Source organism: Streptomonospora wellingtoniae (assembly GCF_031845375.1).
Lineage (GTDB): Bacteria > Actinomycetota > Actinomycetes > Streptosporangiales > Streptosporangiaceae > Streptomonospora > Streptomonospora wellingtoniae.
The window spans coordinates 60,707-86,446 of sequence record NZ_JAVREK010000018.1; the positions used below are offsets into that span (position 1 = coordinate 60,707).

General features: G+C 75.1%; 21 protein-coding genes. 14 read left to right on the plus strand and 7 right to left on the minus strand.

Features of this window, described 5'->3' with window-relative positions; translation table 11 throughout:
• Nucleotides 1–283: 283 nt before the first annotated feature.
• Nucleotides 284–3,655 (plus strand): DNA polymerase III subunit alpha, encoded by a 3,372-nt coding sequence (locus RM446_RS16785; protein ID WP_311546261.1) that lies wholly within the window; start codon nt 284–286, stop codon nt 3,653–3,655.
• Nucleotides 3,656–3,785: 130 nt separating this feature from the next.
• Complete coding sequence (locus RM446_RS16790) at nt 3,786–4,547, plus strand: metallophosphoesterase (protein ID WP_311546262.1); 762 nt, start codon at nt 3,786–3,788, stop codon at nt 4,545–4,547.
• Nucleotides 4,548–4,715: 168 nt separating this feature from the next.
• On the opposite strand, the gene RM446_RS16795 is transcribed toward RM446_RS16790, so the two are convergent.
• On the minus strand, nt 4,716–6,290 hold the full coding sequence (locus RM446_RS16795) for an IS701 family transposase (RefSeq protein WP_311546263.1): 1,575 nt from the start codon (nt 6,288–6,290) through the stop codon (nt 4,716–4,718).
• Nucleotides 6,291–6,492: 202 nt separating this feature from the next.
• On the minus strand, nt 6,493–7,683 hold the full coding sequence (locus tag RM446_RS16800; RefSeq protein ID WP_311546264.1) for an ROK family protein: 1,191 nt from the start codon (nt 7,681–7,683) through the stop codon (nt 6,493–6,495).
• Nucleotides 7,684–8,011: 328 nt separating this feature from the next.
• Between RM446_RS16800 and edd the strand changes: the two genes are divergently transcribed.
• Genes edd through eda form a run of 3 tightly spaced genes read left to right on the plus strand, consistent with a single transcriptional unit; the run spans nt 8,012 to nt 11,461 of the window.
• On the plus strand, nt 8,012–9,829 hold the full coding sequence (edd, locus tag RM446_RS16805) for a phosphogluconate dehydratase (protein WP_311546265.1): 1,818 nt from the start codon (nt 8,012–8,014) through the stop codon (nt 9,827–9,829).
• Entirely contained in the window at nt 9,826–10,845 is a 1,020-nt protein-coding gene (gene glk / locus RM446_RS16810) for a glucokinase (RefSeq protein WP_311546266.1), read from the plus strand. Before edd ends, glk begins: the two co-directional genes overlap by 4 nt.
• Entirely contained in the window at nt 10,826–11,461 is a 636-nt protein-coding gene (gene eda / locus RM446_RS16815; protein ID WP_311546267.1) for a bifunctional 4-hydroxy-2-oxoglutarate aldolase/2-dehydro-3-deoxy-phosphogluconate aldolase, read from the plus strand. Before glk ends, eda begins: the two co-directional genes overlap by 20 nt.
• A gap of 123 nt (nt 11,462–11,584) precedes the next feature.
• Here eda and RM446_RS16820 read toward each other — a convergent pair whose 3' ends face one another.
• Both RM446_RS16820 and pabB read right to left on the minus strand, forming a co-directional pair.
• Nucleotides 11,585–12,190, minus strand: coding sequence for an RDD family protein (locus RM446_RS16820; RefSeq protein WP_311546268.1), 606 nt, complete (start codon nt 12,188–12,190; stop codon nt 11,585–11,587).
• Nucleotides 12,187–14,337, minus strand: a complete 2,151-nt coding sequence (gene pabB / locus RM446_RS16825; protein ID WP_311546269.1) for an aminodeoxychorismate synthase component I — start codon at nt 14,335–14,337, stop codon at nt 12,187–12,189. The genes RM446_RS16820 and pabB overlap by 4 nt, the downstream gene beginning before the upstream one ends.
• A 296-nt stretch (nt 14,338–14,633) precedes the next feature.
• Between pabB and RM446_RS16830 the strand changes: the two genes are divergently transcribed.
• From RM446_RS16830 to RM446_RS16850, 5 genes are all read left to right on the plus strand, one after another.
• Complete coding sequence (locus RM446_RS16830) at nt 14,634–14,888, plus strand: hypothetical protein (protein WP_311546270.1); 255 nt, start codon at nt 14,634–14,636, stop codon at nt 14,886–14,888.
• 103 nt (nt 14,889–14,991) lie between these two features.
• Nucleotides 14,992–15,552 (plus strand): TIGR03086 family metal-binding protein, encoded by a 561-nt coding sequence (locus RM446_RS16835; RefSeq protein WP_311546271.1) that lies wholly within the window; start codon nt 14,992–14,994, stop codon nt 15,550–15,552.
• Between the two features lie 145 nt (nt 15,553–15,697).
• Nucleotides 15,698–16,777 (plus strand): biotin synthase BioB, encoded by a 1,080-nt coding sequence (gene bioB / locus RM446_RS16840; RefSeq protein ID WP_311546272.1) that lies wholly within the window; start codon nt 15,698–15,700, stop codon nt 16,775–16,777.
• A 71-nt stretch (nt 16,778–16,848) separates the two neighbouring features.
• The gene (locus tag RM446_RS16845) at nt 16,849–17,400 is read left to right on the plus strand and encodes a GNAT family N-acetyltransferase (RefSeq protein ID WP_311546273.1); all 552 of its coding nucleotides are present in this window, start codon (nt 16,849–16,851) and stop codon (nt 17,398–17,400) included.
• Between the two features lie 36 nt (nt 17,401–17,436).
• Entirely contained in the window at nt 17,437–17,931 is a 495-nt protein-coding gene (locus RM446_RS16850; protein WP_311546274.1) for a GNAT family N-acetyltransferase, read from the plus strand.
• Nucleotides 17,932–18,015: 84 nt separating this feature from the next.
• On the opposite strand, the gene RM446_RS16855 is transcribed toward RM446_RS16850, so the two are convergent.
• Together RM446_RS16855 and RM446_RS16860 are read right to left on the minus strand one after the other, a co-directional pair.
• Complete coding sequence (locus tag RM446_RS16855; protein ID WP_311546275.1) at nt 18,016–18,309, minus strand: YiaA/YiaB family inner membrane protein; 294 nt, start codon at nt 18,307–18,309, stop codon at nt 18,016–18,018.
• Between the two features lie 106 nt (nt 18,310–18,415).
• Nucleotides 18,416–20,497: an acyltransferase family protein gene (locus RM446_RS16860; RefSeq protein WP_311546276.1), complete on the minus strand. Its 2,082-nt coding sequence runs from the start codon at nt 20,495–20,497 to the stop codon at nt 18,416–18,418.
• A gap of 414 nt (nt 20,498–20,911) precedes the next feature.
• Between RM446_RS16860 and RM446_RS16865 the strand changes: the two genes are divergently transcribed.
• The 3 genes from RM446_RS16865 to RM446_RS16875 all read left to right on the plus strand — a co-directional run bounded on the left by RM446_RS16865 (nt 20,912) and on the right by RM446_RS16875 (nt 22,900).
• Nucleotides 20,912–21,667 (plus strand): class I SAM-dependent methyltransferase, encoded by a 756-nt coding sequence (locus RM446_RS16865; protein WP_311546277.1) that lies wholly within the window; start codon nt 20,912–20,914, stop codon nt 21,665–21,667.
• A gap of 166 nt (nt 21,668–21,833) precedes the next feature.
• The gene (locus tag RM446_RS16870; protein WP_311546278.1) at nt 21,834–22,670 is read left to right on the plus strand and encodes an arginase family protein; all 837 of its coding nucleotides are present in this window, start codon (nt 21,834–21,836) and stop codon (nt 22,668–22,670) included.
• A 32-nt stretch (nt 22,671–22,702) separates the two neighbouring features.
• Nucleotides 22,703–22,900, plus strand: a complete 198-nt coding sequence (locus RM446_RS16875; RefSeq protein ID WP_311546279.1) for a hypothetical protein — start codon at nt 22,703–22,705, stop codon at nt 22,898–22,900.
• A gap of 34 nt (nt 22,901–22,934) precedes the next feature.
• On the opposite strand, the gene RM446_RS16880 is transcribed toward RM446_RS16875, so the two are convergent.
• Nucleotides 22,935–23,945 carry an acyltransferase domain-containing protein gene (locus RM446_RS16880; RefSeq protein ID WP_311546280.1) on the minus strand — a complete coding sequence of 337 codons (1,011 nt, stop codon included), beginning with the start codon at nt 23,943–23,945 and terminating at the stop codon, nt 22,935–22,937.
• 145 nt (nt 23,946–24,090) lie between these two features.
• Here RM446_RS16880 and RM446_RS16885 point away from each other — a divergent pair, with 145 nt between their 5' ends.
• Nucleotides 24,091–25,722: an AMP-binding protein gene (locus RM446_RS16885; RefSeq protein ID WP_311546281.1), complete on the plus strand. Its 1,632-nt coding sequence runs from the start codon at nt 24,091–24,093 to the stop codon at nt 25,720–25,722.
• The last annotated feature ends 18 nt before the right edge of the window (nt 25,723–25,740 follow it).

The following is a 25,740-nucleotide window of genomic DNA, read 5'->3' on the forward strand; positions in this document are numbered from 1 at the left end:
GCGGACGGCGGGTGTGGCGCGCGCCACCATCGTGGCGCCGCGGGAGACCCGAACCCCCGCCGCCACGCCGCATCCGGGGCGCCCGCAGCACGGACCGCGGCCGTGATTTGCCTGCTCATGGTTTTATCCATGATCATCTGTGCGCTATTGTTCGTACACGAGTTCGATTTCGGCCTGTCTTCCCCGGGCGCGGCGCCGACTGCCCCGCTCCGGCCGAGCCGACAGGGGGAGCCATGGCCGCAGTACTCGCCACCACCGCGGCGCGCCCGGAGGGCCGCCGCTGATGGCCGACGCCTTCGCGCACCTGCACACCGCCTCCTCGGCCTCGATGCGCCACGGCACCGCGCCGCCGCACGAGCTGGCCGAGCGCGCGGCCGAACTGGGCATGGACATGCTCGCACTGACCGACCGCGACGGCCTCTACGGCGCGGTCAAGCACGTGCGCGCCTGCGAGCGGGTCGGGATCAGCCCCGTTCTGGGGGCCGACCTGGCCGTGGCCGCGCCCGAGGGCGGACGGGTGGTCGTGCTGGCCCGCGGCCGGCGCGGCTGGGCCTCCCTGTGCCGGCTGGTCACCGCCGCACACGCCGCCGGAACACGCGGTGTGCCCGCCGTATCCCACGCGATGGTGGCCGAGCACTCCGACGGGCTGGTCGTGCTCGCCGGCCCGGAGTCCGACGTGGGCCTGGCGGCGGCCGAGCACCGCATGGAGCGCGCCCGCCGGTGCCTGCAGGCCTGGCGCGAGGCCGCCGAGACCGCCGTCGAGCTGGTCGACCACTACGGGCCCGCTCAGCGCCGCCGAGCGACCGCGATGCTGCGGCTGGCCGAGGAGACCCGCACCCTGGCGGTGCTGGGCAACGCCGTGCGCTACCCCCGCCGCTCCGGCGCCGAGGTCGCCCGCGTCCTGGACGAGGCGCGGCGCTGGCTGCCCGGCGGCGGGGCGCCGTCCGAGTCCGGCGGGTCCCAGGCCTACCTGAAGAGCACCGCCGAGATGACCGCGGTCGCCGAGCGGATCTGCGGGCCCGACCGCACCGCCGTGCGCCGGCTGCTGGCCCACACCCGCGCCCTGGCCGCCTCCTGCCGCCTGGACCCCGGCGCCGACCTGGGCATGGACCGCCACCACCTGCCCGACATCCCCGCCGCCCGCGACCGGTTGTGGCTGACCTGCCGGGAGGGGATGGCCCGGCTGGGGCTGGAGGGCGACCGGCGCGCACGCTCGCGACTCGCCCACGAACTGGCGATCATCGAACGCAAGGGGTTCTCCGCCTACTTCCTGACCGTCGCCGACATCGCCCACCGCATCCGCGAGGAGGGCATCCGCTGCTCCATCCGCGGCTCGGGCGCCGGAAGCCTGGTCAACCGCCTCATCGGCATCTCGGCCGTGGACCCCCTGGCACACGGGCTGCTGATGGAGCGCTTCCTCACCGACAGCCGCACCGGCCTGCCCGACATCGACCTGGACGTGGAGTCGGCCCGCCGGCTGGACGCCTACCAGGTGATCCTGGACGCCTACCCCGACGCCGCCTGCGTGTCGATGATGGAGACCTACCGCGCGCGCAGCGCCATCCGCGACGTGGGCTCGGTGATGGGCATCCCGCCGCACGAGATCGACGTGCTGGCCAAGGCGTTCCCCCACATCCGCGCCCGCCAGATCCGGGCGGCCTGCGCCGACCTGCCCGAGCTGCGCTCCGGCGGCCTGGCCGACTACCCGGTGGAGACGCTGTTCAGGCTGGCCGAGCGCCTGGACGGGCTGCCCCGCCACATCGCCCTGCACCCCTGCGGGATCGTCGTCTCCGACGCCTCCCTGGGCGACCGGGCGCCGCTGGAGCCCAGCCGGATCGGCTACGACATGGTCCAGTACGACAAGGACGACGTCGAGGAGATGGGTCTGATCAAACTCGACGTCATCGGGGTGCGCATGCAGTCGGCCATGACGCACGCGCTCTCGGAGGTCGAGCGCACCGGGGGCCGGCGCATCGACCTCGACGCGCTGCCCGACGACGACCCCGCGACCTATGCGATGATCCGCTCCTCGGCCACCCTGGGCTGCTTCCAGATCGAGTCGCCCGGCCAGCGCGAGCTGGTCAGCCGGCTGCGCCCGGGCAGCATGGACGACCTCGTCGCCGACATCTCGCTGTTCCGCCCGGGCCCGGTCAACAGCGACATGATCACCCCCTTCATCGCCGCGCGCGACGGCGAGCGCGAACCCGAGGCCCCCAGCCCGGTGCTGTCGCGGGTGCTGGCCTCGACCGGCGGGGTGGTCGTCTTCCACGAGCAGGTCGTGGGCGTGCTGCACGCCATGACCGGCTGCGGGCTGGACCAGGCCGAGGCGATGCGCCGACAGCTGGGCACCGACGAGGGCAAGGAGAAGGTGCGCCTGCGCTTCGCGGCCATGGCCCGCGACTGCGGCCACAGCGAGCCGGTGGTCGAGGAGGTCTGGCGGATCCTCTCCTCCTTCGGCGCCTTCGGGTTCTGCAAGGCCCACGCCGCGGCGTTCGCGCTGCCCACCTACCAGTCGGCGTGGCTGAAGCGGCACCACCCGGCGGCCTTCTACGCCGGGGTCCTCACCCACGACCCGGGCATGTACCCGCGCCGCGCCATCGTCGACGACGCCCGCCGCTTCGGCGTCGCGGTGCTGGGCGTGGACGTCAACCGCTCCGGGCGCGAGTGGCGCGTGGAGGCCACGCCGCAGGGCAGGCCGGGCATCCGCGCCGCGCTGGCCGACGTCAAGGGCATCACCGACGCCGAGATCGACGCGCTGGCGGCCGGGCGCCCCTACGCCTCGCTGAACGACACCGCCAACCGCGCCCGCCTCTCCCGCGGCGTGCTGGAAGGGCTGGTGCGAGTGGGCGCCTTCGACTCCCTCTACGGCATCGGCGAGGGCTCCCCGCGCCCGGGGGGGCCGAGCCGGCGCGACCTGCTGCTGCGGGTGAGCGCGCTGGACCGCGCCGCCCGCCGGTCGCTGGGCGGCGGTCAGCTGCCCATCGCCCTGGAGGCCGCCGCCGAGGAGCCCTGCGACCGAGGGCTGCCCCCGATGACGCCGGTGGACGCGGTCCAGGCCGAGCTGGAGGTGCTGGGCTACGACGCCTCCCGGCACCTGCTGGACTGCTACGCGGAGCTGACCGCCGCGCTGGGCGCACTGTGCGGCGCGGTGCGCGCCCGCGACCTGGCCGCGGTCCCGGCCGGCTCGGAGGTGCTGGTGCTGGGGGTGAAGGTGGCCACCCAGACCCCGGCGGTGCGCTCGGGCCAGCGCATCATCTTCACCACGCTGGACGACGCCACCGGCCTGGTGGACCTGACGTTCTTCGAGTCGGTGCAGGAGCGCTGCGCCGCCACCGTCTTCGGATCCTGGCTGCTGGCGGTGCGCGGCAGGGTGCGCCGGGTCGGATCGGGGATGGCGACGGTCAACGCCACCCACGCCTACGACCTGGAGGAGCTGGCGCGGGTCTGGCACGAGGGCGGCGAGGACGCGGCGGCGGCGCTGCGCGAGCGGCTGGGCCGGGAGGCCGGGAGCGTGCCGGTCAGCGGCGTCGGAGGGCGGCGGATCCGCTACGCCAACGGCTACGAGCTGTCGACCTACGCCGACATCGCGCCGGCGGGCGCCGATACGGCGCCGCGCAAGCTCTGGCACGCCAGCCCGGGAAGCGCGGGCCGGTGAGCGCGGGCAGCGGCACCGGTGCCGACGGCACCGCTTCGCGCGGGAAACGGCCGCGCCCCGCGGCTAGAGTTCGGTCCCGGGCCGCACGGCGCCGGCCCGTCCCACGGCCGATACACGCGAAGGACGCACCTTGATCACCCTGGCCCACATCAGCGACCTGCACATCGACGGCGGCGCCCGCTCCCGTGAACGGGTCGAGCAGGTGATGGCCTACCTCGACGGGATAGCCGACTCGCTGGACGCCCTGGTGGTCACCGGCGACCTGACTGAGCACGGCGCGGTCGGCGAACTGGAGGAGGCCCGCGCGCTGATGTCGGGGCGGCTCCCGGTGGTGAGCTGCCCCGGCAACCACGACGTCGTCGAGGGCCGGGCGCCCTTCCGCCGGGTGGTGCTGGGCGAGGAGGCCGCCGGCGAGGCGCCGGTCAACGCGGTCTGCCGCACCGGCGGCGGCGCCGTCGTACTGTGCGACTCCACAGTGCCCGGCGAGGCCGGCGGCCTGCTCTCCGAGGAGACGCTGGAGTGGCTGGAGGAGACCCTCACCGGGCTGCGCAGCACCCCGGTGGTGCTGGGGTTCCACCACCCCCCGGTCCCCCTGCACGTGCCCTGCGTCGACGGGATCGCCATGCAGGGGCCCGACCGGCTGGCGGTGCTGCTGTCGCGCCACCCGCAGGTGGCAGGCCTGCTGTGCGGCCACGCCCACACGCCGGCGGCCACCGCGTTCGCCCAGCGTCCGCTACTGGTCGCGCCCGGCACGGTCGGGACGTCGCCGCTGCCGTGGGAGGACGCCCACACCGCTTACGAGACCCACCCGCCGGCGGTGGCCTTCCACGTCCTCGACGACGCGGGCCGGATGACCACCCATTACCGCACGGCGCCGGGCAAGGGGGTCTGAGATCGCAGATGGGGGGTCTTGACGCGTCGCCTGTGCGGCGTCGGGCCCGCGGGGAGGAGCCTCCGGCGGCGAGCGGGCGAACCCCGCCGATCTTGTAGCCATCGTGCAGGAAAACGTTTCTCGGGTTTCGTGGTTTGGGGTGGGATGTCTGCTTCGGTGGGGTGCTGCTCACGCGGCGATGGCGAGCCAGTCGTGGACGATCTCGCGGATTAATCGCACGACCCGCAGGTCATCGACCCTGGCTGATATTCGATGATCGATGATCTCGCGTCGCAGGGCCGCGAGCATGTCCGCGAAGGCCGGGGCGGTCTTGGAGCCGTACCAGGGGTGGGCGCAGCGGCGCGCGTCGACATCGGCGGCCGCGTTGCCGTGGTGGTGGTACCAGAGCACGACGAGGCTGTAAGTCAGCAGCTGCAGGGGCACGGTGCGCTCGACCGCGGCGCGGGTGCGGTTGCGGGCCTGCTCCAGTCCCAGGTGCGCGCGGGCGTCTTGGAAGCAGGTCTCGATGGGCCACCGGTCGGCGTAGCGCTCCACGACCTGTTCGGCGGGGCTGGTGGTGTCGGTGGTCAGCAGCGCCAGGTCGTAGGGCCGGGTGCCGGCGTCCTGGCGCACCAGCACCAGCCGCACCGGGGTGCGGCCCAGCGAGCGCGCCCACCGGCACTCGATCGCGGCGATGCTGCGCCCGGGCACCCGGGTGGGGGTGAAGGCGGCCCGGCGGGCGATCCGGTCGGGGGTTCCCAGCCGGGCCCCGCTGATGGCCGGCCGCCCCGGGCGTGTGGGGGTTCCCGGCCGGGCCGGCGGGGCGGGGGCGCTGAGGACCGCGGAGGACATCAGCCGGAAGGTCCAGGTCATGTTGGGTGGCAGGGCGCGCAGGGCGGGGCTGTGGTAGGCGGCGTCGGCCACCACGTGGATCATGCGGTCGCCGAACAGGCGGGCCTGGCGGGCCCCCAGCGCGATCGCGGTCTCGGTCTTGGTGGGGTGCGGGGTTCCGGCCCCGGCGGGTTCCAGCACCTGCTCCAGCGCGGTGTCGTGGTCGGCGCGGGCGCGGGCGAGTGCGTGTTGGCTCTCGGTCAGGCGCCGGTGCAGGGCGGGTTTGGGGTCGGTGCCCGGCAGGCGGTGGCCCCGGGGCAGGGCGGCTTCGGCCTCCAGGCGCATGCGCAGGCCGCGGTGGGCCTGGTCGTGGCGGTGCCGGGCGTGTTCGAGGGCGCAGGCGGTGCGGGCGCAGGCCGAGAGTCGCGGGGCCGGGGCGGGTGCGGGCCGCCAGCAGCGGGCCAGGGTGGGCAGTGCCAGGGCGCGGTCCCGGCCCCTCACGCGCACGGCCAGGGCGGTGACCACGAAGCACACTCCCCAGCCCAGCTTGGCGGGGCCGGGTGCGGCTCCGTCGTGCTGGCGGGAGCGTGCAAAGACCGTGCTCCCGCTGCGTTTGACGAGGGTGTCGTCGACCGCGAGGGTCAGCGCCTCGCCGGGGGCGGTGCAGGTCTGGACCACGAGCCGGGCCGCTGTCTGGCCCAGGCGGTCCGGGTTCCACCGGCGCTGGGCGAAGAAGGCGTGGGCGCGGTCGTGGGGCCAGGCCCGGGCCAGGCCGGCGCCGGTGAGCATGCCGCAGACCGTGCGGGTGCCGGTGTGGGCGATGAGGCCGGTGACCAGTGCGGCGAACACGGTGAACGTGGGGCGGGTGAAGCAGGGCCAGAAGTGGTTGAGCAGCCGCAGCAGCGTTGGGGGTACTGTCGGGTTCGGGAGCATCAGCGAGCCTTTAGTCGGGACTGGTTGATGCTCCCCTTTTCTATGCCCCCCGGGGGGCGTCGGCGTCCGGGATTCGCTCACTCGGGGACACAGCGGGACAGATCCCCGAAAACCACGAAACCCGAGAACGTTTTCCAGTGACGATGGCTACAAGATCGGCGGTGCTGTGGCGGGCGCGGGCGCCCGGACGGACGCCGGGCGCTCACCGCTGAGCGGCGATGCGGGCGTTGACGGCCTCGGGCGCCAGGACGCGCTCCAGGACGGCGGCCGCGGCGCCCCGCAGGCCCGCCTGCTCGCCGCTGCGGTTGCCGACGACGCGCAACTGGCGGGTGGCCAGCGGGATGGAGCGCTGGAAGACGACTTCGCGCACCCCGGCCACCAGGTGGTCGTGGGCCCGGGCCAGCAGCCCGCCCAGCACGATCACCTCGGGGTTGAGCAGGTTGACCGCCCCGGCGAGCACCTCGCCCAGCCGGCGTCCGGCCTGACGCACCAGCCGCACGGCGTCGGGGTCGCCCTCTTGGGCCAGGTCGGCGAGCTCGGCCACGCCCGCGACCGGGCGCCCCTCCTCGGCCATGCGCTCCAGCAGCGCCGGGCCGGCCGCCACCGCTTCCAGGCAGTCGGTGTTGCCGCAGCGGCAGGGCGTGCCGCCGCCGTCGCGCACGGGGATGTGCCCGATCTCCCCGGCCGCGCCAAGCGAGCCGCGCAGCAGGGCGCCGCCGGCGACGACTCCCGCGCCGATGCCGGTGGAGACCTTGACGAACAGCAGGTCGCCCACGCCGGGGTGCACGGCGCGGTGCTCGCCCAGTGCCATGGCGTTGACGTCGTTGTCGACCACCACGGGGGCCGCGAACCGCTCGGCCACCAGGGGCGCGATGTCCACACCGCCCCAGCTGGCCAGCACGGGCGGGGTCTCGGACCGCCCGGTGGCGAACTCGACGGTGCCGGGCACGCCGATGCCGCTCCCGCGCACGTCCGCGGCGCTTCGCCCGCACTCCTCCAGCAGCCGCAGCCAGGTGTCCAGCAACCAGGGGAGGGCGGCGTGCGGGCCGTGCTCGACCTCGGGCGAGCCGTCGGCACCGGCCAGCAGGCCGCCGCCCAGGTCGTAGACCGCGGCCTGGCTTCGGGAGACTCCCAGTACAGCGGAGAGGACGACGCCGCCGGCCGCATTGAACTCCAGGCGAGCGGGCGGGCGGCCCCCGCTGGAGGGCGCGGCCGCGCCCTCGGTGACCAGCCCGTGGTGCAGCAGCTCGGTGACGCGCAGCGCCACGGCGGGCCGCGACAGTCCGGTCAGGAGGCCGATCTCGGTGCGGGTGGCGGCCTCGCCGGTGCGGACGAGCTCCAGCACGTGTCCGCTGGAGGCGGGGGCGGCGGATGCGGCCTTGCTGCGAGACATGCCCCATTGAATCACGCTTCCGCACGGAAACAACGTGAACATGTGCACTTTTGTAAACAGATGTTCAAAAGTGAGCTTGTCCCGTAACGGAAGCGGCGGCTATGTTCAGGGAGCCCGATACCGCCATTGGGCGTCGCCCGCCCTGGGGCCCCGCCTCCCCCGCCGCCTGCCCTTGGAGTGCCGACATGCCCCCTGCCCCGGCACAGGGCACGCACCGGCCTGCGGACGGCCGCGCCCTCGCCGCGCTCCCCGGCGCCCGCGCCCGGGTGCCCGGCGCAGCCGCGCCCGGCCGAGCACGCCCACCCAGCCACGGAACGGAGTCCGCACGATGACGCCCCACCCCCGGATAACCGAGGTCACCCAGCGCATCGCCGAACGCAGCTTCGACACCAGGAGCGCCTACCTGGAGCGGATGCGCGCGGCGGCCGCCGAGGGCCCGGCCCGATCCGGCTTGGGCTGCACCAACCTCGCCCACGGGTTCGCCGCCTGCTCGCCGGGCGACAAGCTTGCGCTGGGCCACTCGGCCAAGCCCAACATCGCGATCGTCTCGGCCTACAACGACATGCTCTCGGCCCACCAGCCGCTCGCCGACTACCCGGCGCAGCTGAAGGAGGCCGTCGGCGAGGCCGGCGGCGTCGCCCAGTTCGCCGGGGGCGTGCCCGCCATGTGCGACGGCATCACCCAGGGCCGCGCGGGCATGGAGCTGTCCCTGTTCAGCCGCGACGTGATCGCGATGGCGACCGCCGTCGCGCTCTCCCACGACATGTTCGACGGCGCGCTGATGCTGGGCGTGTGCGACAAGATCGTGCCCGGACTGCTCATCGGCTCCTTGTCCTTCGGCCACCTGCCGGTCGCGTTCGTGCCCGCCGGCCCCATGCCCTCGGGCCTGCCCAACAACGAGAAGGCCCAGATCCGCCAGCGCTTCGCCGAGGGCAAGGCCGACCGCGCCGAGCTGCTGCAGGCCGAGTCCGCCGCCTACCACGCGCCGGGCACCTGTACCTTCTACGGCACCGCCAACTCCAACCAGATGCTGATGGAGGTCATGGGCCTGCACCTGCCCGGCGCCAGCTTCGAGCAGCCCGGCAGCGGGCTGCGCACCGCGCTGACAGCCGAGGCCGGGAGGGCGGTGACGGGGCTGACGGCGCTGGGCGGGAGCTACACCCCCGTCAGCCGGGTCGTCGACGAGCGGGCCGTCGTCAACGCGGTCGTGGCGCTGCTGGCCACGGGCGGCTCGACCAACCACACACTGCACCTGGTGGCGATCGCCCAGGCCGCCGGAATCGAGCTGACCTGGGACGACTTCGCAGCGCTGTCGGAGGTCGTGCCGCTGCTGGCCCGGATGTACCCCAACGGCGCCGCCGACGTGAACCGCTTCCACGAGGCCGGCGGCATGGCGTACCTGATCGGCCGGCTGCTGGACAGCGGGCTGCTGCACGAGGACGTCGCCACCGTCGCCGGCGCCGGGCTGGACCGCTACCGCCGGCGCCCCGCCCTCGGCGCCGAGGGCCTGGTCTGGGCCGACGAGCCCGACCAGAGCGGCGACACCGCGGTGCTGCGCGGAACCGACGACCCCTTCAGCGCCGACGGCGGCCTGCGCATGGTCCGCGGCAACCTCGGCCGGGCGGTCGTCAAGGTCTCGGCGGTGGAGCCGGAGCGCCACGTCGTCGAGGCGCCCGCGCGCGTCTTCGACACCCAGGCCCAGCTGCAGGAGGCCTTCTCGGCCGGCGAGCTGGACGGCGACGTGGTGGCCGTCGTGCGCTTCCAGGGCCCGCGCGCCAACGGCATGCCCGAGCTGCACAAGCTGACGCCGCCGCTGGGGGTTCTGCAGGACCGCGGCCACAAGGTCGCGCTCGTCACCGACGGCCGCATGTCCGGCGCCTCGGGCAAGGTGCCCGCCGCCATCCACGTCTCTCCCGAAGCCGCGGCGGGCGGACCGCTGGCGCGGGTGCGCGACGGCGACCTCGTCCGCCTGGACGCCTCCGCCGGCGTGCTGGAGGTGCGGGGCGCCGACGACCTGGACGAGCGGCCGGCCGCCGAACCGACCGCGGACTCGGCCGCCGGCACCGGCCGCGAGCTGTTCGCCGCCTTCCGCCGCGCTGTGGGCCCGGCCGAGCGCGGTGCCGCCGTCTTCGGGGCGCTGCGGTGAGCCGGCCCCAGCCGCCGTCCGGACACCGTCCCTGGCTGGTCGCCGACATCGGCGGCACCAACGCCCGGTTCGGGCTGGTGGAGGCGCCGGGCACCCGCCCGGTGCGGGTGCGCCGTCTGGAGGGCGCCGAGCACGCCGACCTGGGCGCGGCGGCCGCGGCCTATCTGGAGCAGGTGGGCGCCTCCGCGCGGCCCGGTGCGGCGTGCGTGGCGGTGGCCGGGCCCGTGGGCGGCGACCGCATCCGGCTGACCAACTCCCACTGGGACTTCTCCGCCTCCGCCACCCGCGACCGGCTGGGCCTGGACCACCTGGAGGTCGTCAACGACTTCGCCGCCCTGGCGCTGTCGCTGCCGCGGCTGGGCGACGGCGACGCGCTGCCGCTGGGCGGGCCCCCGGTGCTGCCCCGGCGGCCCATGGCGGTCCTGGGTCCGGGCACCGGGCTGGGTGTCGCCGGCCTGGTACCCGTGCCCGGCGGCTGGGCTCCGGTGCCGGGCGAGGGCGGGCACGTCGACGTGCCCGCGGTCGAGGACCGCGAACTGGAAGTGGTGCGCTTCCTGCGCGCCCGCCAGGGAGGCGCGGTCACCGCCGAGTGCCTGCTGTGCGGTCCCGGGCTCGTCAAGCTGCACGACGCGCTCGCCGAGGTGCGCGGGGTCCGTGCTCCGCGGAGCACGGCCGCCGACATCTGCGCCGCGGCGCCGCGGGACCCGCTCTGCGCCGAGGCGCTGGACGTGTTCTGCTGCCTGCTGGGCGGTTTCGCGGGCAACGTGGCGCTGACGCTGGGCGCGACCGGAGGCGTCTTCCTGGGCGGCGGGATCCTGCCGCGTATCATCCCGGTCGTGCAGTCCAGCGGCTTCCGGCGCCGCTTCGAGGACAAGCACCGCATGGCCGGCTATCTGCAGAGCGTCGCCACGATGTTGATCGTGGCGCAGGAACCGGCGCTACTGGGCGCGGCCGCCCGGCTCGACCAGTGCCTCGACCCCGTTCAAGGAGGTGCGGATGAACCCGCGCAGCAGTGAGGACCTGTTCCGGCTGGCGCCGGTGGTGCCGGTGGTGGTGCTCTCCGACGCCGCGGACGCGGTGCCGCTGGCCCGCGCGCTCGTGGCGGGCGGCCTGCCGGCCGTGGAGGTGACCCTGCGCACCGGGGCGGCGCTGGAGGCCGTCGAGCGGATCGCCGCGGAGGTGCCCCAGGCCGTGGTGGGCGCCGGCACGGTGACCACGCCCGAGCAGGCCGAGCAGGCGGCCGCGGCCGGGGCCGCCTTCCTCGTCTCGCCCGGATGCACCCCAGCTCTGTACGAGGCGATGGCCGGCACCGGTCTGCCCGCGCTGCCGGGTGTCGCAACGGCTTCGGAAGCCCTGGCGCTGCTGGAGCGCGGCGCTACGGCGATGAAGTTCTTCCCGGCCGAGGCGGCGGGCGGGCGCCCGTACCTGAAGTCGCTGTCGGGCCCGCTGCCGCAGGTGCGGTTCTGTCCCACCGGGGGCATCACGGCCGCCTCGGCGCCCGAGTACCTGGCGCTGCCCAACGTGGGCTGTGTCGGCGGCACCTGGCTCACGCCGGAGGACGCCGTGGCGGCCGGCGACTGGGAGCGTGTGGCGGCGCTGGCCCGCGAGGCCGCCGACCTGCGCGCGGCGTAGCCGCTCAGAGACCGTTGATCTTGTAGCTATCGCAAATGGAAATCGATTGCCATCACGATAGCTACAAGATCAACGGGGATCGAGCCTCGCGGACCGGTGACCACCCGCATACCCAGCAGTCTGTCAGGCGGCCACGACGCGGGTCCGCGCGGCGCGGTCGGGAAGCGACCTGCCGGCCGCCTCGTCGGCGGCGACCAGGATTCCGCTGACGAGGTGGCCGAGCAGGCACGGCAGTACGAGCAGCCCGGTCACCGCGGCGCGCCCCGCGGCCTGCCCGCGCGACGGCGGCAGACCGGTGGCGGCCGCGACCACGCGGATGCCGGCGATCCGCTTGCCCGGGGTCTGGCCGCGGCGCGCGACGGGCAGCCAGTGGTAGCACAGCGTCGCAGCCAGGGCGACGGCGCAGGCGAGCACCATGCCCACGGTCAGCGAGACCTGGTTGTCGGGCAGTTGCAGCAGGGTGACCGCCGCCAGGTTGGCGAGCATCACCAGGATGAAGCCGGCATAGAGGATCAGCACGGAAAGCACCAGGTCGACACAGGCCGCGGCCAGGCGCCGCGTCTGATCGGCCGCTGCCGACGGCGGCGCTCCGGCACCGGGCCGCGATTCGGGCGGCACCCCCGTCGGGCCGGGCCCCGGGGCTGCAGGGGCGAAACCGGGGCGGGGCGGTTCCTGCGGGGGGCGACCGCCGGAGCCGTCGAAGGGGCCCGGGTCGAAGGGCTGGGTCATGCGCCGTCCTCGCGTGTGCTCGTGTGCGGACGACGCGTATTGTCGCACCGCCCGCGCGCGTCCGGGAGCGGCGCGGGCCGCCCGCCGCTCAGCGGAACGGCGGCCTTGAGCAGCATTTCCGCGTACTCCTCGGCGGGCACCGAGTCCAGCACGATCGCCCCGCCCGCCCCGATGGCCAGATCCGGCCCCCGGCGCACCGCCGTGCGGATGACGATGCTGAGGTCTGCGGTGCCCTGGTGGGAGAGGTAGCCCAGCGCCCCGGAGTAGACGCCGCGCGCCGAGCCCTCCAGCCGGTCGACGATCTCCATCGTGCGCAGCTTGGGCGCACCGGTCATCGAGCCGCCGGGAAAGCACGCGCGCACCGCGTCGACGGGGTGCACGTCCTCGCGCAGCCGCCCCCGCACGGTGGAGACCAGCTGGTGGACGGTGCTGTAGGACTCGGTGAACATGAACCGCGGCACCTGCACGCTGCCCACCTCGCAGACCCGCCCCAGGTCGTTGCGCAGCAGGTCCACGATCATCAGGTTCTCGGCGCGGGTCTTGGCGCCGGTGCGCAGCTCCTCGGCGATGCGCGCGTCGGCCGCCGGGTCGCCGCCGCGCGGTGCGGTGCCCTTGACGGGGCGGCTCTCGGCCGCCCCCGAGGGGTCGACTCGCAGAAACCGCTCGGGCGAGGCGCTGTGCACGGTGGTGCCGCCCAACCGCAGCAGAGCGGCGTAGGGGGCGGGGGCGGCGCGGCGCAGCCGGCGGTAGAAGTCCAGGTCGTCGGCTGGAGCGGCGGTGTGCAGCCGATTGGTCAGGCAGATCTCGTAGCTCTCGCCCTCCTCCAGCCGGCGCAGGCACTCCTTGATGTCAGTGAGGTAGCCCTCCCTGCTGCGCTCCAGCAGCGGCTCCAGGTCGCCGCCGGGCGGAACCGGCGCCGGCGCGGGCGGCGGGGCGGGGCCGAGCCCGGCCAGGACGGCGGCGGTCTCCTCGGCCCAGGCGGCGGCCCCCGGGCCGCGAGCGACGAGGTAGGTGCGCTCCCCCTCGTGGTCGACGGCGACCAGGCGGTCGCAGCGCAGCCAGACGGCGTCGGGTGCCTGCGAGCGGTGGGCGGCCGCGCCGCCGCAGTCGGCCTTGAGCTCGTAGCCGAAGTAGCCCACGTAGCCGCCGGTGAAGTCGAAGGGCAGTCCGTCGGTCGGCGCGGGCCGGGCGGGGGTGCGCCGGCGCAGGGCGTCGAATATCGTGCCGGCCTCGCGGTGCGGCGGCCCGTCAGCGGGGGCGACCGAGACCGCGCCCTCGCCGGCGCGGTAGGTCAGCACCTCGCCGCCGGGCGCGCCGGCGTCGCCGAGGAAGGAGAAGCGGGCGGCGCCGCCGGTGCGGCTGCTGTCCAGCCAGAAGGCGTGGCTGCGTGCGGCGTAGAGGCGGGCGAAGGCCGCCTCCGCGTCCACGGCGTGCTCGAGGGTGCGCACGTGCGGCGCCGCCGGGGGCGCGGGGGCGGCGGCCCGGGAGTCCGGCTCGCCGGATGCGCCTCGGCGGCCGGCGGCTTCCGGGCGGACCGGGCGGACCGCGGTCCGGGTGTGCTCGGCGGCCAGGCGCAGGAAGTTGGCGACGAGGTCGGCACCGTGGTCGGCGGATACGGACTCGGGGTGGAACTGCACGCCCCACCGCGGCAGGGAGCGGTGCCGCACGGCCATGACGACGCCGTCCTCGGCGAAGGCCGTGGCCTCTAGTTTCTCCGGTAGCGGCGGGCGGGCGGCCAGCGAGTGGTAGCGCACGGCGGTGAACTCCTGCGGAATCCCGGCGAAGAGGTCGCGCCCGGCGTGGCGGATGCGGCTGAGGTGGCCGTGGCGCGGGGCGGGGGCGGCGGCGACCTCTCCCCCGGCCAAGTGGACCAGTGCCTGGTGCCCCAGGCACACGCCGAGCACGGGGACATCGGGCGCGCGGGTCAGCGCGGCGCCGAGCAGTCCCAGGTCGCGAGCGCGCTCGGGACGGCCGGGGCCGGGCGAGACCACCGCCGCGTCGTAGCCGGCGGGGCCGCCGGGGCCTGCGTCGCGCAGGCGCGCGTCGTCGTTGGCCCACACGTCGGGCTCGGTTCCCGCGATCCGGGCCATCAGCTGGAACAGGTTGAAGGTGTAGGAGTCGTGGTTGTCCACGAGCAGTAGGCGCATGCGGCTCCCGTGGCTCGGCGGCGGTGCCCCCAGCTTACGGTTCGCGGTCCCGCGCCCCTCGGCCGGGCGCTGCGGCTCCCTGCCGGGCGCGGCTTCGCGTCGCGCGCCCGTCATCGCGGCCGCCTTCGGGCGTCGCCCGGGTGGAGGCTGTTTGCCCGCGGGACCATCGGCGACCCCGTGTCCTGCAGTTCCATATTCCGGACGATAGACAATTCGACTTGCGTGCTTTCCGATACCCGCATTTCGCCGGTGGACTGAGACACTGGCCGCGACGCCCCGTGACCCCGGAAGGACCAATGCACGCTCCCTCCACGCTCTTCGGCCACCTCGTGGCCCTGATGCACGCCACGGCCGACGCGGTCATCGCCGTGTCGGCCGAGGGCACCGCGCGCGTCTGCCCGCGCTCCGAGGTCGGCGCCGCCGAGCGCGAGGCCTACTCCCGCGACCTTCTGCTCGCCGAGGGGGTCGTGCCCACGCCCGCCGCCCTGCAGGGTGTGATGGCGCGCATCGCCGCCGAACTGCGCGGCGAGGGCTGGGACCTGGTCGCCTGAGCGCCGCCCGCCCGAGCCGCTGGCGCGCGGACGCCCGATTGCCGCCCCGGTTCGCCGGGTAGAGACCTCGATCGCCCATGCCACAGTCCGAGAGGGAAGCACGATGACCGACCTGCTGGAGTTGCACGGCCGCGCCATGGCGGAGTTCGACCGCAGGGTCCGCGCCATCCGGGTGACGCAGTGGGCCGACCCCACTCCCTGCACCGACTGGGACGTGCACGATCTGCTCAACCACCTCACCGGCGAGCAGCTGTGGGTGCCGTTCCTGCTCGCCGGGGGCGGCATCGAGGAGGCCGGCGACCGCTACGAGGGCGACGTGCTCGGCGAGGAGCCCGTGGCCACATGGGAGGTCGCCTCCCGCGAGGCGCGGTCGGCCTGGCTGCAGCCGGGCGCTCTAGAGCGGACCGTGCACCTGTCCTTCGGCGACGCCGAGGGCGAGGCCTACCTCTGGCAGATGACCTTCGACCTCGGCGTGCACGCCTGGGACCTCGCCCGCGCCATCGGCGACGACGAGAAGCTCGACCCCGGCCTGGTCGAGGCGCTGCTGGACTGGCTGGGCGGGCGCAGCCCGGGCGCGGGCGCCCTGTTCGCCCCACAGGTGCCGGTCGGCGACGACGCCGACCCCCAGACCCGCCTCCTGGCCCTGACCGGGCGCCGCGCCTGACGCCGGGCCTGCCGTTCGGCCGCCCCTCGTGCACGGATGCCCGGACCGGCCATCCGTACGGGGGGACCCGCACAAATCCGGGCGCCCGAACTTTGGCCGGTTCGACCGATGGCCCGCCGCACCCCGGCGGACCAGGATCGAGGCCATGGCCCGACCCGAACACCGGCCCACCGCGGCCGGACTCGCCCAGGCGGCCCTGCGCCGCGAACGCCCGTCCCCCGCAGACCTGCTCGGCGTCCTGTCCTGGCCCGACGACGGGCTGCTGGAGCTGGTCGCAGCCGTCGGCCGGGTGCGCCGCCGGTTCTTCGGCGACCGCGTCAAACTCAACTACCTGGTCAACCTCAAGAGCGGGCTCTGCCCTGAGGACTGCACCTACTGCTCCCAGCGGCTGGGCTCCACCGCCGACATCGTCACCTACACCTGGCTGAGCCCCGAGCAGACCCGCGCGGCGGCCGCCTGCGGCGTCGAGGGCGGCGCGGCGCGGGTCTGCCTGGTGGCCAGCGGACGCGGCCCCACCGACCGCGACGTCGCCCGCCTGGCCCCCGCCGTCGCCCGCATCAAGGAGGAGAGCCCCGGCGTGGAGGTGTGCGCCTGCCTCGGGCTGCTCTCCCCCGGCCAGGCAGATCGGCTGCGCGAGGCCGGCGTCGACGCCTACAACCACAACCTCAACACCTCGGGTGAGCGCTACGCCGAGATCTGCTCCACACACGGCTTCGCCGACCGCGTCGACACGGTGCGGCAGGCCCGGCGGGCCGGCCTCTCCTCCTGCTCCGGGCTGATCGCGGGCATGGGCGAGAGCGACGAGGACCTCGTCGACGCCCTCGGGGACCTGCGCGGCCTCGACCCCGACTCCGTCCCGGTCAACTTCCTCATCCCCTTCGACGGCACACCCCTGGCCGGACGCTGGGAGCTGACCCCCCAGCGGTGCCTGCGCATCCTCGCAGCCGCCCGGCTGGTCTTCCCCGACTCCGAGGTGCGCCTGGCCGGCGGGCGCGAGATACACCTGCGCGGCCTCCAGCCGCTCGCGCTGCACCTGGCCAACTCGATCTTCCTGGGCGACTACCTGACCAGCGAGGGCGTGCCGGGCGCCGAGGACCTGCAGATGGTGCGCGACGCGGGCTTTCGGGTGCAGGGCGCCGACGAGGCGGGCGCGCCCCCGCACCGGCCGGACCCGGTGCGCCCCCGCCGCCGGGGCGCGGGCACCGACCTGCCGCCCAACGCCTGAGTCCGCGGACCGCCCGGCCGGCGCGCGGAGGCGCCGCGGGCCGACCGGGCGGGCGCCGATAGTCTGCCGCAATGGACGACGACGTGCGGCTGCGCACTGCCCGTCTGCTGCTGCGCGGCTGGCGGGCCGCCGACCGGGAGCCCTTCGCCCGGCTCAACGCCGACCCCGCGGTGATGGAGCACTTTCCGCAGGTGCTGACCCGCCGCGAGTCCGACGCCGCAGCCGACCGCATCGCGGCGCACCTGGCCGAGCACGGCTTCGGCCTGTGGGCGGTGGAGGTCGCCGCCACAGGCGGGTTCGTCGGCTTCACCGGGCTGCAGCGGGCCGTCTTCCCCGCGCACTTCACCCCGGCCGTGGAAGTGGGATGGCGGCTGGCCCGCCACGCCTGGGGCCGCGGCTATGCCACCGAGGCCGCCAGGGCCGCAGCCGCGTTCGGGTTCGACGACTGCGGGCTGGCCGAGATCGTCTCATTCACCGTCCCCGCCAACGTCCGCTCGCGTGCGGTGATGCGGCGGCTGGGCATGCGCCACTCCTCCACCGACGACTTCGACCACCCGTCCCTGCCGGAGGGCCACCCGCTGAAGCGGCACGTCCTCTACCGGCTCGGCGCCGACGACCGGTGAGGCCGAACGCACCCGGCGCGGCTATCCTGGTCCACCGTGCGTATCGAGATCATCGAGATGGCCTGGGACGACCCCGCCGGCGTCCGGTTGCGCCGCGACCAGGAGGCCGAGACGGTCGAACGCTACGGAGGGGACCTCGAACAGGGTGAGAAGCCCTCGGCCGCAAACACCGAGGTGTTCCTGGCCGCCGCCGAGTCCGTGGGCGGCGAGGTGGTGGGCTGCGGCGGGCTGCGCCGCCTCGACGAGCACACCTTCGAGCTGAAGCGGATGTATGTGGTGCCCGCCTGGCGGGGCCGCCGGATCGGCGCGGCGCTGCTGCACGCGCTGGAGGACGCCGCCCGCGAGCGCGGCGCGGTCCGGATACGCCTGGAGACCGGGGGGCGGCAGCCGGAGGCGATGCGGCTCTACGAGCGCTGCGGCTACCGCAGGATCCCGCGGTACGGCCCGTATGCGGCCTGCCCGGAGAGCGTGTGCTACGAGCGCGCCCTGGAGACCGCGCCCCGACCCGCGTCGGCGCCCGCCGAGATCTGAAACCGTCGCGGGCGGACCGGCGATCCGGCCCCGGAGCGCGTGCCCGAGGCCGCCGTCCCAGGAGCGCTGTCGCGGGCCGGCGGCTCAGTGGACGTCGGTCCTGAACGGGTCGTGCTCCGCGAGCAGCTTGTCCAGGCGGGCCTGGTCGACCCTTCCGGAGACGGTGGTCTCCTCTTGGCGGTCGCGCACGCACTTGGCGAGGGCGAACGCCGAGGTGATGACGTAGAGCAGGCCGAGCGCGAGGAACGCACGCATCCACGGGTCGACGGGGAGGAAGGCGATCCCCGTGCACACGGCGGCGGCCGAGACTCCGAAGGACAGTGCGGACTGCAGGTAGAACGCCGAGGTCGTATTGGGTCGTACCGGTGTAGTGCTCATACCGACGATGGTGGCGGCGGCCGGGCGGCGGCGCCCGAGTACCGCTACTCAGATCCGGGCGGCGCAGGCTGCGGCGCCGGGCGCCGACGCCGCGGACCGGGCGCCTTCAGCGGTCGCCGACCGCCTCCTGCACCGCGGCCTGCAGGTCCGGGGCCAGCAACCGGGAGTAGGTGGCGGTGATGTGGTGGCTGTCGCGGTAGACCAGCACGTTGCCGATCACCGGAGGGCAGCTGCCGCCGGTGCAGAACTCGTCGCTGAGGTCGACGACGGCGACGTCGGCGTCGGTTTCGCGAGCCGCGATCAGCTGGGGGTCCTCCGCCGCGAAGGCCTCGTCCCGGGTGCGTCCGCACCGCTCCGGCTCCTCCGGGTACCGGGAGACGCACTCGGAGGGGCGGATCCGGGTCGTGGGCGTGTCGCGGATGGCCACAACGTCGCTACCGGCCGCGTCGAGCGGCTCCCACAGCCGGATCATGCCCGCGGCGATCCCGGCGCGGTCCCCGGCCTCGGAGGAGGCGCCGTCCTTGGTCGCCAGCGCGCTGGAGCTGGTGAAGACGAGGGCGGGGCGCAGGTCGCCGGTGAGCTCGTCGAGGACGGCCCGGTTGTAGCGCTCGCACTCGTCGTAGGGGCGTCCGGCACCGGGCAGCTCCAGTCTCGCCGAGGTGAACCCGCAGGAGGCCTTGGTGTAGACGTGCACCCGCCAGTCGCGCTCCTGAGCGACCCTGCGCAGGGCCGGCACCCAGTGGGTGGCGTGGGAGTCGCCGACGACGGCGACCGCGGTGTCGGCGTCGTCGGAGCCGTAGACGCAGGGGGCGAGCCCGGTCTCGTCCTTGGCCGCCTGGCATTCGTCGCGGTAGACCTCGGGCAGGTCGTCATCGGCCGCCACCGGCGAGGGATAGACGGGCGCGCCGGAGGAGGCGGTGGGCTCTGGGGTGCCCAGAGCCCGCGGGCCGACGTGGACCGCGGGGTCGAACCGCACGCTGCGCAGCCACTCGTAGCGCGCGTACAACCCACCGCCCACCGACGCCACCACCAGCGCCGCCACCACGGCGAACACCCCCGCCCGCCGCCCCGACCGCAGCCACCCCCGCCGCTGCACCGGATCCTCCACCACCGCCTTCGTCAACCACGCCAGCACCACCGAGGCCGCCCCCGCCAGCACCGCCCACATTGGCGACAGCGCCTCGCCGCCCGTCAGCGCCAGCGTGAAGACCACCACCGGCCAGTGCCAGAGATACAGCGCATAGGAGACGTCGCCGCCCCACCGCGCCGCCGCATTGGACAGCAGCCCGAACGACGACCACCGGCCCCCGTTCTCCCCCGCCGCGATCACCGCGACCGCGCCCGCCACCGGCACCACCGCCGCCACCCCCGGAAACGGCGTTTCATCGCTGTAGGACAGCGCCGCCCACCCGATCGCGCCCAGACCCGCCCAGCCCAGACACCACCGCGCCGCCGGCGGCCCCACCCACCGGCCCGACGCCGACGCCAGCACACCGCCGGCCGCCAGCTCCCACACCCGCGTCTGCGGCAGGAAATAGGCCGGGGCCGGATCCGTGAACGTCGCCGCCACGGAGCAGGTCAGCGACACCGCCAGCACCCCCGCCATCGCCGCGCCGAGAACCCGCAGCCGCACCCACCGCGCCCCCAGGGCCGCACACGCCGCGAACAGCAGCGGCCACACCAGGTAGAACTGCTCCTCCACCGCCAGCGACCAGAAGTGCTGCACCGGGCTCGGCGCACTTTCGGCCGCCAGGTAGTCCACCGACCGGTCCGCCAGCGCCAGGTTCTCCACATACAGGCCCGCGGCCGCCAGCTCCCGCGCGGTCTCGGCCAGCCGGGGCTCCGGCAGCAGCCACAGCGCCCCCGCCCCCGTCGCCACGAGCACCGCCGAGGCCGCCGGAAGGATCCGCCGGATCCGTCGCACGTAGAAGCCCGCCAGCGACACCCGCCCGTAGCGGCGCGCCTCGCGCAGCAGCAGCGAGGTGATCAGGAACCCCGAGATCACGAAGAACACGTCCACGCCCACATAACCGCCGGGCAGCAGGTCGTGGTCGAGGTGGTAGACGAGCACCAGCCCCACCGCCACGGCGCGCAGCCCCTGCACCTCCGGCAGGAACCGGCGTTGCGACGGGGTGCCCGCCGGGTTGAGGGTGCGGTCGGGTGCGTCGTTTCGCGTCTGTGTGGCCAAGGGGGGTGCGATTTTCGTGACGGGGGCTCTGGTCCGGGGGCCGGCGGTGCCCGAAACCTCCGCAGGAGACCGAAACGGCATCGTCGCGTCGTTATTGTTTCGTTGCCATCGAGATGCCGGAACGATAATCCTGTGAAAACTCTCAGCCGGACACCCTATGCTTATCACGTCGGCACGCATCGAATCCAGCCGGGCACAGCGGGCCACGGCGCCACCTTCTCCCTCGCATTCCGGCGGCGGCGACCGCGTAACACCGCAGCGCACCGCCCCCTGCCACCCCGGCGCGCCGGGGTGGGCGCTGTCGCCGTCCACGGCCATCCGCCCGCCGCCGGAAGTCGGGCGCGGGCGCACACCTGGCGTCCGAATCATGAGAACTGAATTTCGTACAATGAGACGACGCGATAGGTTTCCGCCATGGCAGTACAGCGATGGGACCCCCTCCTCTACGACGACCGCCATTCCTTCGTCGCCCGCCACGGGGGCGACCTCATCGGAGAACTGGCCCCCCGCCCCGGCGAGCGGATTCTCGACGCCGGATGCGGCACGGGCGACCTCGCGGCGGCCCTGGCCGACGCCGGGGCCGATGTCGTCGGTGTCGACTCCAGCCCGGAGATGATCGACCGCGCCCGCGAGCGCTTCCCCCACCTCGACCTGCGCGTTGCCGACCTGCGCAGCCTGGACCTGGAGCCCGGGTTCGACGCCGTGCTCAGCAACGCCGTGCTGCACTGGATCCCCGACGCCGGCGCCGCGGCCGCCGGGATCGCCCGCGCGCTGCGCCCCGGCGGCCGCCTGGTCGCCGAACTGGGGGGCGCCGGCAACGTCGGCGCGATCCGGGGCGCCGCCCGCGCGCTGCGCGCCGAACAGGGCCTGCCCGAGGCCGACGGCGGCTGGTACTTCCCCGGTATCGACGAGTACTCGGCCGTGCTGGACGAGGCGGGGCTGAAGGTCACCGGCGCCTGGCTGTTCGACCGCCCCACCCGCCTGGAGGGCGAGGACGGCCTGGCCGGCTGGCTGCGCATGTTCGGCGGCCCGCTGCTGTCCGGCGCACCCGACCCCGACTCCTTCATCGACCGCCTCACCGATCGGCTGAGCCCGGTGCTGCGCCACAGCGGCGGCTGGTGGGCCGACTACGTGCGCCTGCGCGTCACCGCGGCCAAACCGGCCGGCTGAGGCAGGCACGGGCTGCGCGGGGCAGGCCCGGCGGGCTCCCCCGCGGGGCGGCTTGGGCCCTCCCCCGCACGCCCGGAACGGTTTACGCGCGGGCGTGGCCGCTGCCGGTCACGTTCCGTAGCCGGGTTCCCCTGCGGCCGCCGCCCCGCGCCCCTAGGGTGAACCCATGGTGTGGCAACGCGAAGTCGATCTGGTCGTCCCCCTCTGGCAGGGCGGCGACGACGTGCGTGTGGCCGCCGGGGCCGGCGCCCTGGCCCGCCTGGTGCCCACCCACGCCGGGCGGCTGCACATCGCCGTCTCCGAAGGCCCCCGCACCGCCCGCGACGGCGTCCGCAACCTCGACACCCTCGCCCAGACCACCCAGCGCATGCGCGAGCGCCTCGCCCGCCGCGATCCAGCGCGCATCCTCACCCTGGGCGGCGACTGCGCCTGCGACACCGCCGCCGCCCAGCACCTCGCCCGCCGCCACCCCGGCATGACCGTCTACTGGGTCGACGCCCACGCCGACCTCAACTCGCCTGCCCAGTCCCCCAGCGGCCTGGCCCACGGCATGGCGCTGCGAACCCTGCTGGGCGAGGGCCACCCCGACCTGATGGGCCGGGAGGCCCCCGCGCTCTCCCCCGAGCAGATCGTGCTCGCCGGCGTCCGCGACCTCGACCCGCCCGAGCGCGCCTACATCGCCCACAACGCCGTCACCGCGCTGGGCCCGACCGAACTCGCCGCCGACCCCCGCGGCCTCACCGCCGGCCGCCGCGCCGGTTCCCCCGCCTACGTGCACCTGGACATGGACGTATGCGACCCCCTGGAGATGCCCGCCGTCTCCGTGCCGGCGCCCGGCGGTCCCGGTGTCGCCGCCGTCGCCCGCGCGCTCGCCGCCGTGGCCGCCCACCACAGCGTCGTCGGCGTCGCCGTCACCGAATACGCCCCGGTGGTCGAGCACGACGAGGAGCGCCTCGCCGCCCTGCTGTCCGGCCTAGACCTGGTGGAGGGCGCCGCCGGCTGACCGCAGGGGCGACACGGGCCTATGCTGCGGGGATGGACCTCATGATCGTCTGCCAGGCCTGCCAGGGCAGCGGGCTGCGCGTCTCCGTCGTCGGCTACTCCGGCAGCGACATCACCGGGGAGATGGTGGTCCCCCGCCGCTGCCGGGAGTGCTCCGGCGCCGGCCGGGTCGGCACCGCCGGATGGAGCTCCGGAGCCGACCCGGACGACGGCCCGGGCGCCGCAGACTAGCGGCGCGCCGGGGCGGCCGCTCCACCGGGGGAGCCTAGAGGCGCAGCCAACCCGTACGCACCCTCCAGTGGCGGCCCGCCCGCAGGTGCTCGACCGCGGCCCTCTCCAGCCGGCTCCGCCGCGGGGCGCGGTCCACGTCGACGGCGGGCATGCCGAAGACGAACCGGAACACGTCCTCGTCCCCGGGCGCGTCCTCCTCCACCAGCGTGAACCGCCGCTGGAAGGCGAGGATGTTGGACGCCTCCGGCAGGTACGCCGCCAGCTGCGGATCCAGCAGCCACGACGAGCACGAGGCGATCGGGTAGTCGGCACCGAAGCAGTCGGCGAAGAAGCCCCGCGCCCGCGCCAGCGACGCGTCCACCCGTTCCGGGGCCAGCGGCCCGTCGGCGGGGATGTGCAGCCGCAGGACCGGCGCACCGCGGGCCAGCTCCGGCTCCAGCGTCTCCTGCGGCGCGTACCAGCGCACCGCGGCGTCGGTGCGCACCCGGTTGGGCTCGTACTGCAGCCGCCCCAGCTCGTACAGGCCGCACCGGAAGTGCAGTGCCGCCCATGCCGCCGTCTCCAGGCCCACCCGCCCGAACATGGCGCGGGTCTGGGCCAGGTGGCGCCCGACGTCGGCCAGGGTCGCCGCGCTCACCGAGGCCGGCACGCCCCAGCGGGCGTGCTCTGCGAGCACCAGCGGAACCGCGGCCGTCAGCGCGACCGGCATCGCGCAGCGCACCCGCGCGTCGGCGGAGTGCACCAGCACCGGCCAGTCGCGCCACTGGGGCCGGTCCTCAGCCAGGTCGCCGGCAAGACGCGCGTACATGCGCCCGACCACCCACATCAGTTCCTCGGGCCAGGAGCCGTCGGGCCACAGCGCCGCGATCGCGTCCTCGTCGGCCCGCGCGGGCCCCAGCGGTGCCAGCGCCTCCCGGGCTCGGGAAGGCGGCGCCACCTCCGGCCCGCCGCCGGGCGCCTCCACGGCGGCGGCCTCGTCGAGCCAGGCCTGCGCCCGCTCGTCCAGGCCCAGCCTCCGGCCGGCTTCCTCCGCGTCTGCGTTCATCTCCGACACCCTCGTTTCACCGAACGGCGGGCACCACCGGCGTTCCGGCCGCCCGTCCCTGGGATGCACATCACAGGAAGGGACATAGTCTGATACGGGATAGGCCCGAAACCCAACCCACCACCGGACAAGGGGACGACCACCGATGCCCGACCCGGCGCAGCAGGTACGCGACTGGCTCGCCACCTACGACACCCCCACCGCATCGGTGGCCGACCTCCTCTGCGACCGCCACCCCCGCGACCGCGTCGCCCTCACCGAGATCGGGGCCGACCTCGACGCGCGCGACGTCACCTACGGCGAGCTGGCCGACCGCTCCGCGGCGCTGGCCGCGGGCATGGCCGCAGAAGGCGTGCGCTCCGGCGACGACGTGGCCACCATGGTGGCCCGGGGCTCCGACCTCGCCGTGGCGGCGCTCGCGATATGGCGGCTCGGCGCGGTCCACGTGCCCCTGCTGACCACCTTCGCCCCCTCGGCGATCGCGCACCGCCTCACGCCCGGCACCGCGCTGGTCGTCGCCGACGACGACCAGCGCGCCAAGCTCGACCCCGGGCCCGACCTGCCCGAGGGGTCGGTCGCCCGGGTCGCCACCACGGGCGCCGCCCCGCTGCGCGAGGGCGACCGCACCCTCGCCGGGCTCGCGGCGGCGGGCGCGGGCGCGGCGGCCCCCGCCGCGGCGGTGGGCGGCGGCTCCCCCTTCGTGCTGATGCACACCGTGGGCAGCGCCGGGCCGGCCAAGGGGATACCGGTCCCCGTGCGCGCCCTGGCCGCCTTCCACGCCTACCACCGCTTCGGGCTGGATGTCACCGGGGACGACGTCTACTGGAACACCGCCGACCCCAGCGGTGCCTACGGCCTCTACCACGGTCTGATCTCACCGCTGCTGGCCGGGCACCGCACCCTGCACCTGAACGCCGGCTTCGACCCCGAGCTGGTGCTGGACGTCCTGGCCGTCCACGGGGTCACCAACCTGGCCGCAGCGCCCACGGTGTACCGCTCGCTGCGGGCGATCCTGAAGACGCTGCCGCCCGAGATCGCCGTGCGCCGCCTCTCCAGCGCCGGCGAACCGCTGGGCGCCGACGTGCTGGAGTGGGCCCGCGACGTGTTCGGAGTGCCCGTGCGCGACCACTACGGCCAGACCGAGCTGGGCATGTGCGCGGGCCGCGCCAACGATCCGACCGCGGCCGCCGATGGCGCCGAGCCCGGCCCCGACTCGCTGGGCACCGCGCTGCCGGGGTGGCGCGCCGGCGTACTCGAAGCCGTCGCCGACGAGGAGGCTCCGCCCGGCGCGCTCGGCCGCATCGGCGTGGACGCCGAGGCCAGCCCGCTCATGTGGTTCACCGGCTACCGCGACGCGCCCGCGGCCACCGCGGCCCGCTTCACGCCCGAGGGCCGGTGGTACCTGACCGGCGACGCAGGCACGCGCGACCGCGCGGGCAACCTGTACTTCGCCTCGCGCGACGACGACGCCATCCTCACGTCGGGCTACCGGATCGGCCCCTTCGACGTGGAGTCGGCGCTGCTGGAGCACCCCGCGGTCGAGGAGGCGGCGGTCTACGGCGAGCCCGACGAGGTGCACGGCCAGCTGGTGGCGGCGACGGTGGTGCTGTACGGCGGGGCCGCAGGCGACGACGACCTGGCCGAGGACCTGCGCGAGATCGTGCGCACCCGGTTCGCCTCGCACGCCTACCCGCGCCACATCACGTTCGCCGACGAGCTGCCGCGCAGCCCTTCGGGCAAGATCCGCCGTTCGCGGCTGGGGGCGCGGCGGGGTTGACCCGCCGGTCCGTCGGTG

Bases quoted from the DNA above. Each gene is read 5' to 3' on its own strand.
- RM446_RS16785 (WP_311546261.1), top strand. From the start codon at position 284: ATGGCCGACGCCTTCGCGCACCTGCACACCGCCTCCTCGGCCTCGATG.
- RM446_RS16795 (WP_311546263.1), bottom strand. From the start codon at position 6,290: ATGCTCCCGAACCCGACAGTACCCCCAACGCTGCTGCGGCTGCTCAAC.
- RM446_RS16800 (WP_311546264.1), bottom strand. From the start codon at position 7,683: ATGTCTCGCAGCAAGGCCGCATCCGCCGCCCCCGCCTCCAGCGGACAC.
- edd (WP_311546265.1), top strand. From the start codon at position 8,012: ATGACGCCCCACCCCCGGATAACCGAGGTCACCCAGCGCATCGCCGAA.
- eda (WP_311546267.1), top strand. From the start codon at position 10,826: ATGAACCCGCGCAGCAGTGAGGACCTGTTCCGGCTGGCGCCGGTGGTG.
- RM446_RS16820 (WP_311546268.1), bottom strand. From the start codon at position 12,190: ATGACCCAGCCCTTCGACCCGGGCCCCTTCGACGGCTCCGGCGGTCGC.
- pabB (WP_311546269.1), bottom strand. From the start codon at position 14,337: ATGCGCCTACTGCTCGTGGACAACCACGACTCCTACACCTTCAACCTG.
- RM446_RS16830 (WP_311546270.1), top strand. From the start codon at position 14,634: ATGCACGCTCCCTCCACGCTCTTCGGCCACCTCGTGGCCCTGATGCAC.
- RM446_RS16835 (WP_311546271.1), top strand. From the start codon at position 14,992: ATGACCGACCTGCTGGAGTTGCACGGCCGCGCCATGGCGGAGTTCGAC.
- bioB (WP_311546272.1), top strand. From the start codon at position 15,698: ATGGCCCGACCCGAACACCGGCCCACCGCGGCCGGACTCGCCCAGGCG.
- RM446_RS16845 (WP_311546273.1), top strand. From the start codon at position 16,849: ATGGACGACGACGTGCGGCTGCGCACTGCCCGTCTGCTGCTGCGCGGC.
- RM446_RS16855 (WP_311546275.1), bottom strand. From the start codon at position 18,309: ATGAGCACTACACCGGTACGACCCAATACGACCTCGGCGTTCTACCTG.
- RM446_RS16865 (WP_311546277.1), top strand. From the start codon at position 20,912: ATGGCAGTACAGCGATGGGACCCCCTCCTCTACGACGACCGCCATTCC.
- RM446_RS16870 (WP_311546278.1), top strand. From the start codon at position 21,834: ATGGTGTGGCAACGCGAAGTCGATCTGGTCGTCCCCCTCTGGCAGGGC.
- RM446_RS16875 (WP_311546279.1), top strand. From the start codon at position 22,703: ATGGACCTCATGATCGTCTGCCAGGCCTGCCAGGGCAGCGGGCTGCGC.
- RM446_RS16880 (WP_311546280.1), bottom strand. From the start codon at position 23,945: ATGAACGCAGACGCGGAGGAAGCCGGCCGGAGGCTGGGCCTGGACGAG.
- RM446_RS16885 (WP_311546281.1), top strand. From the start codon at position 24,091: ATGCCCGACCCGGCGCAGCAGGTACGCGACTGGCTCGCCACCTACGAC.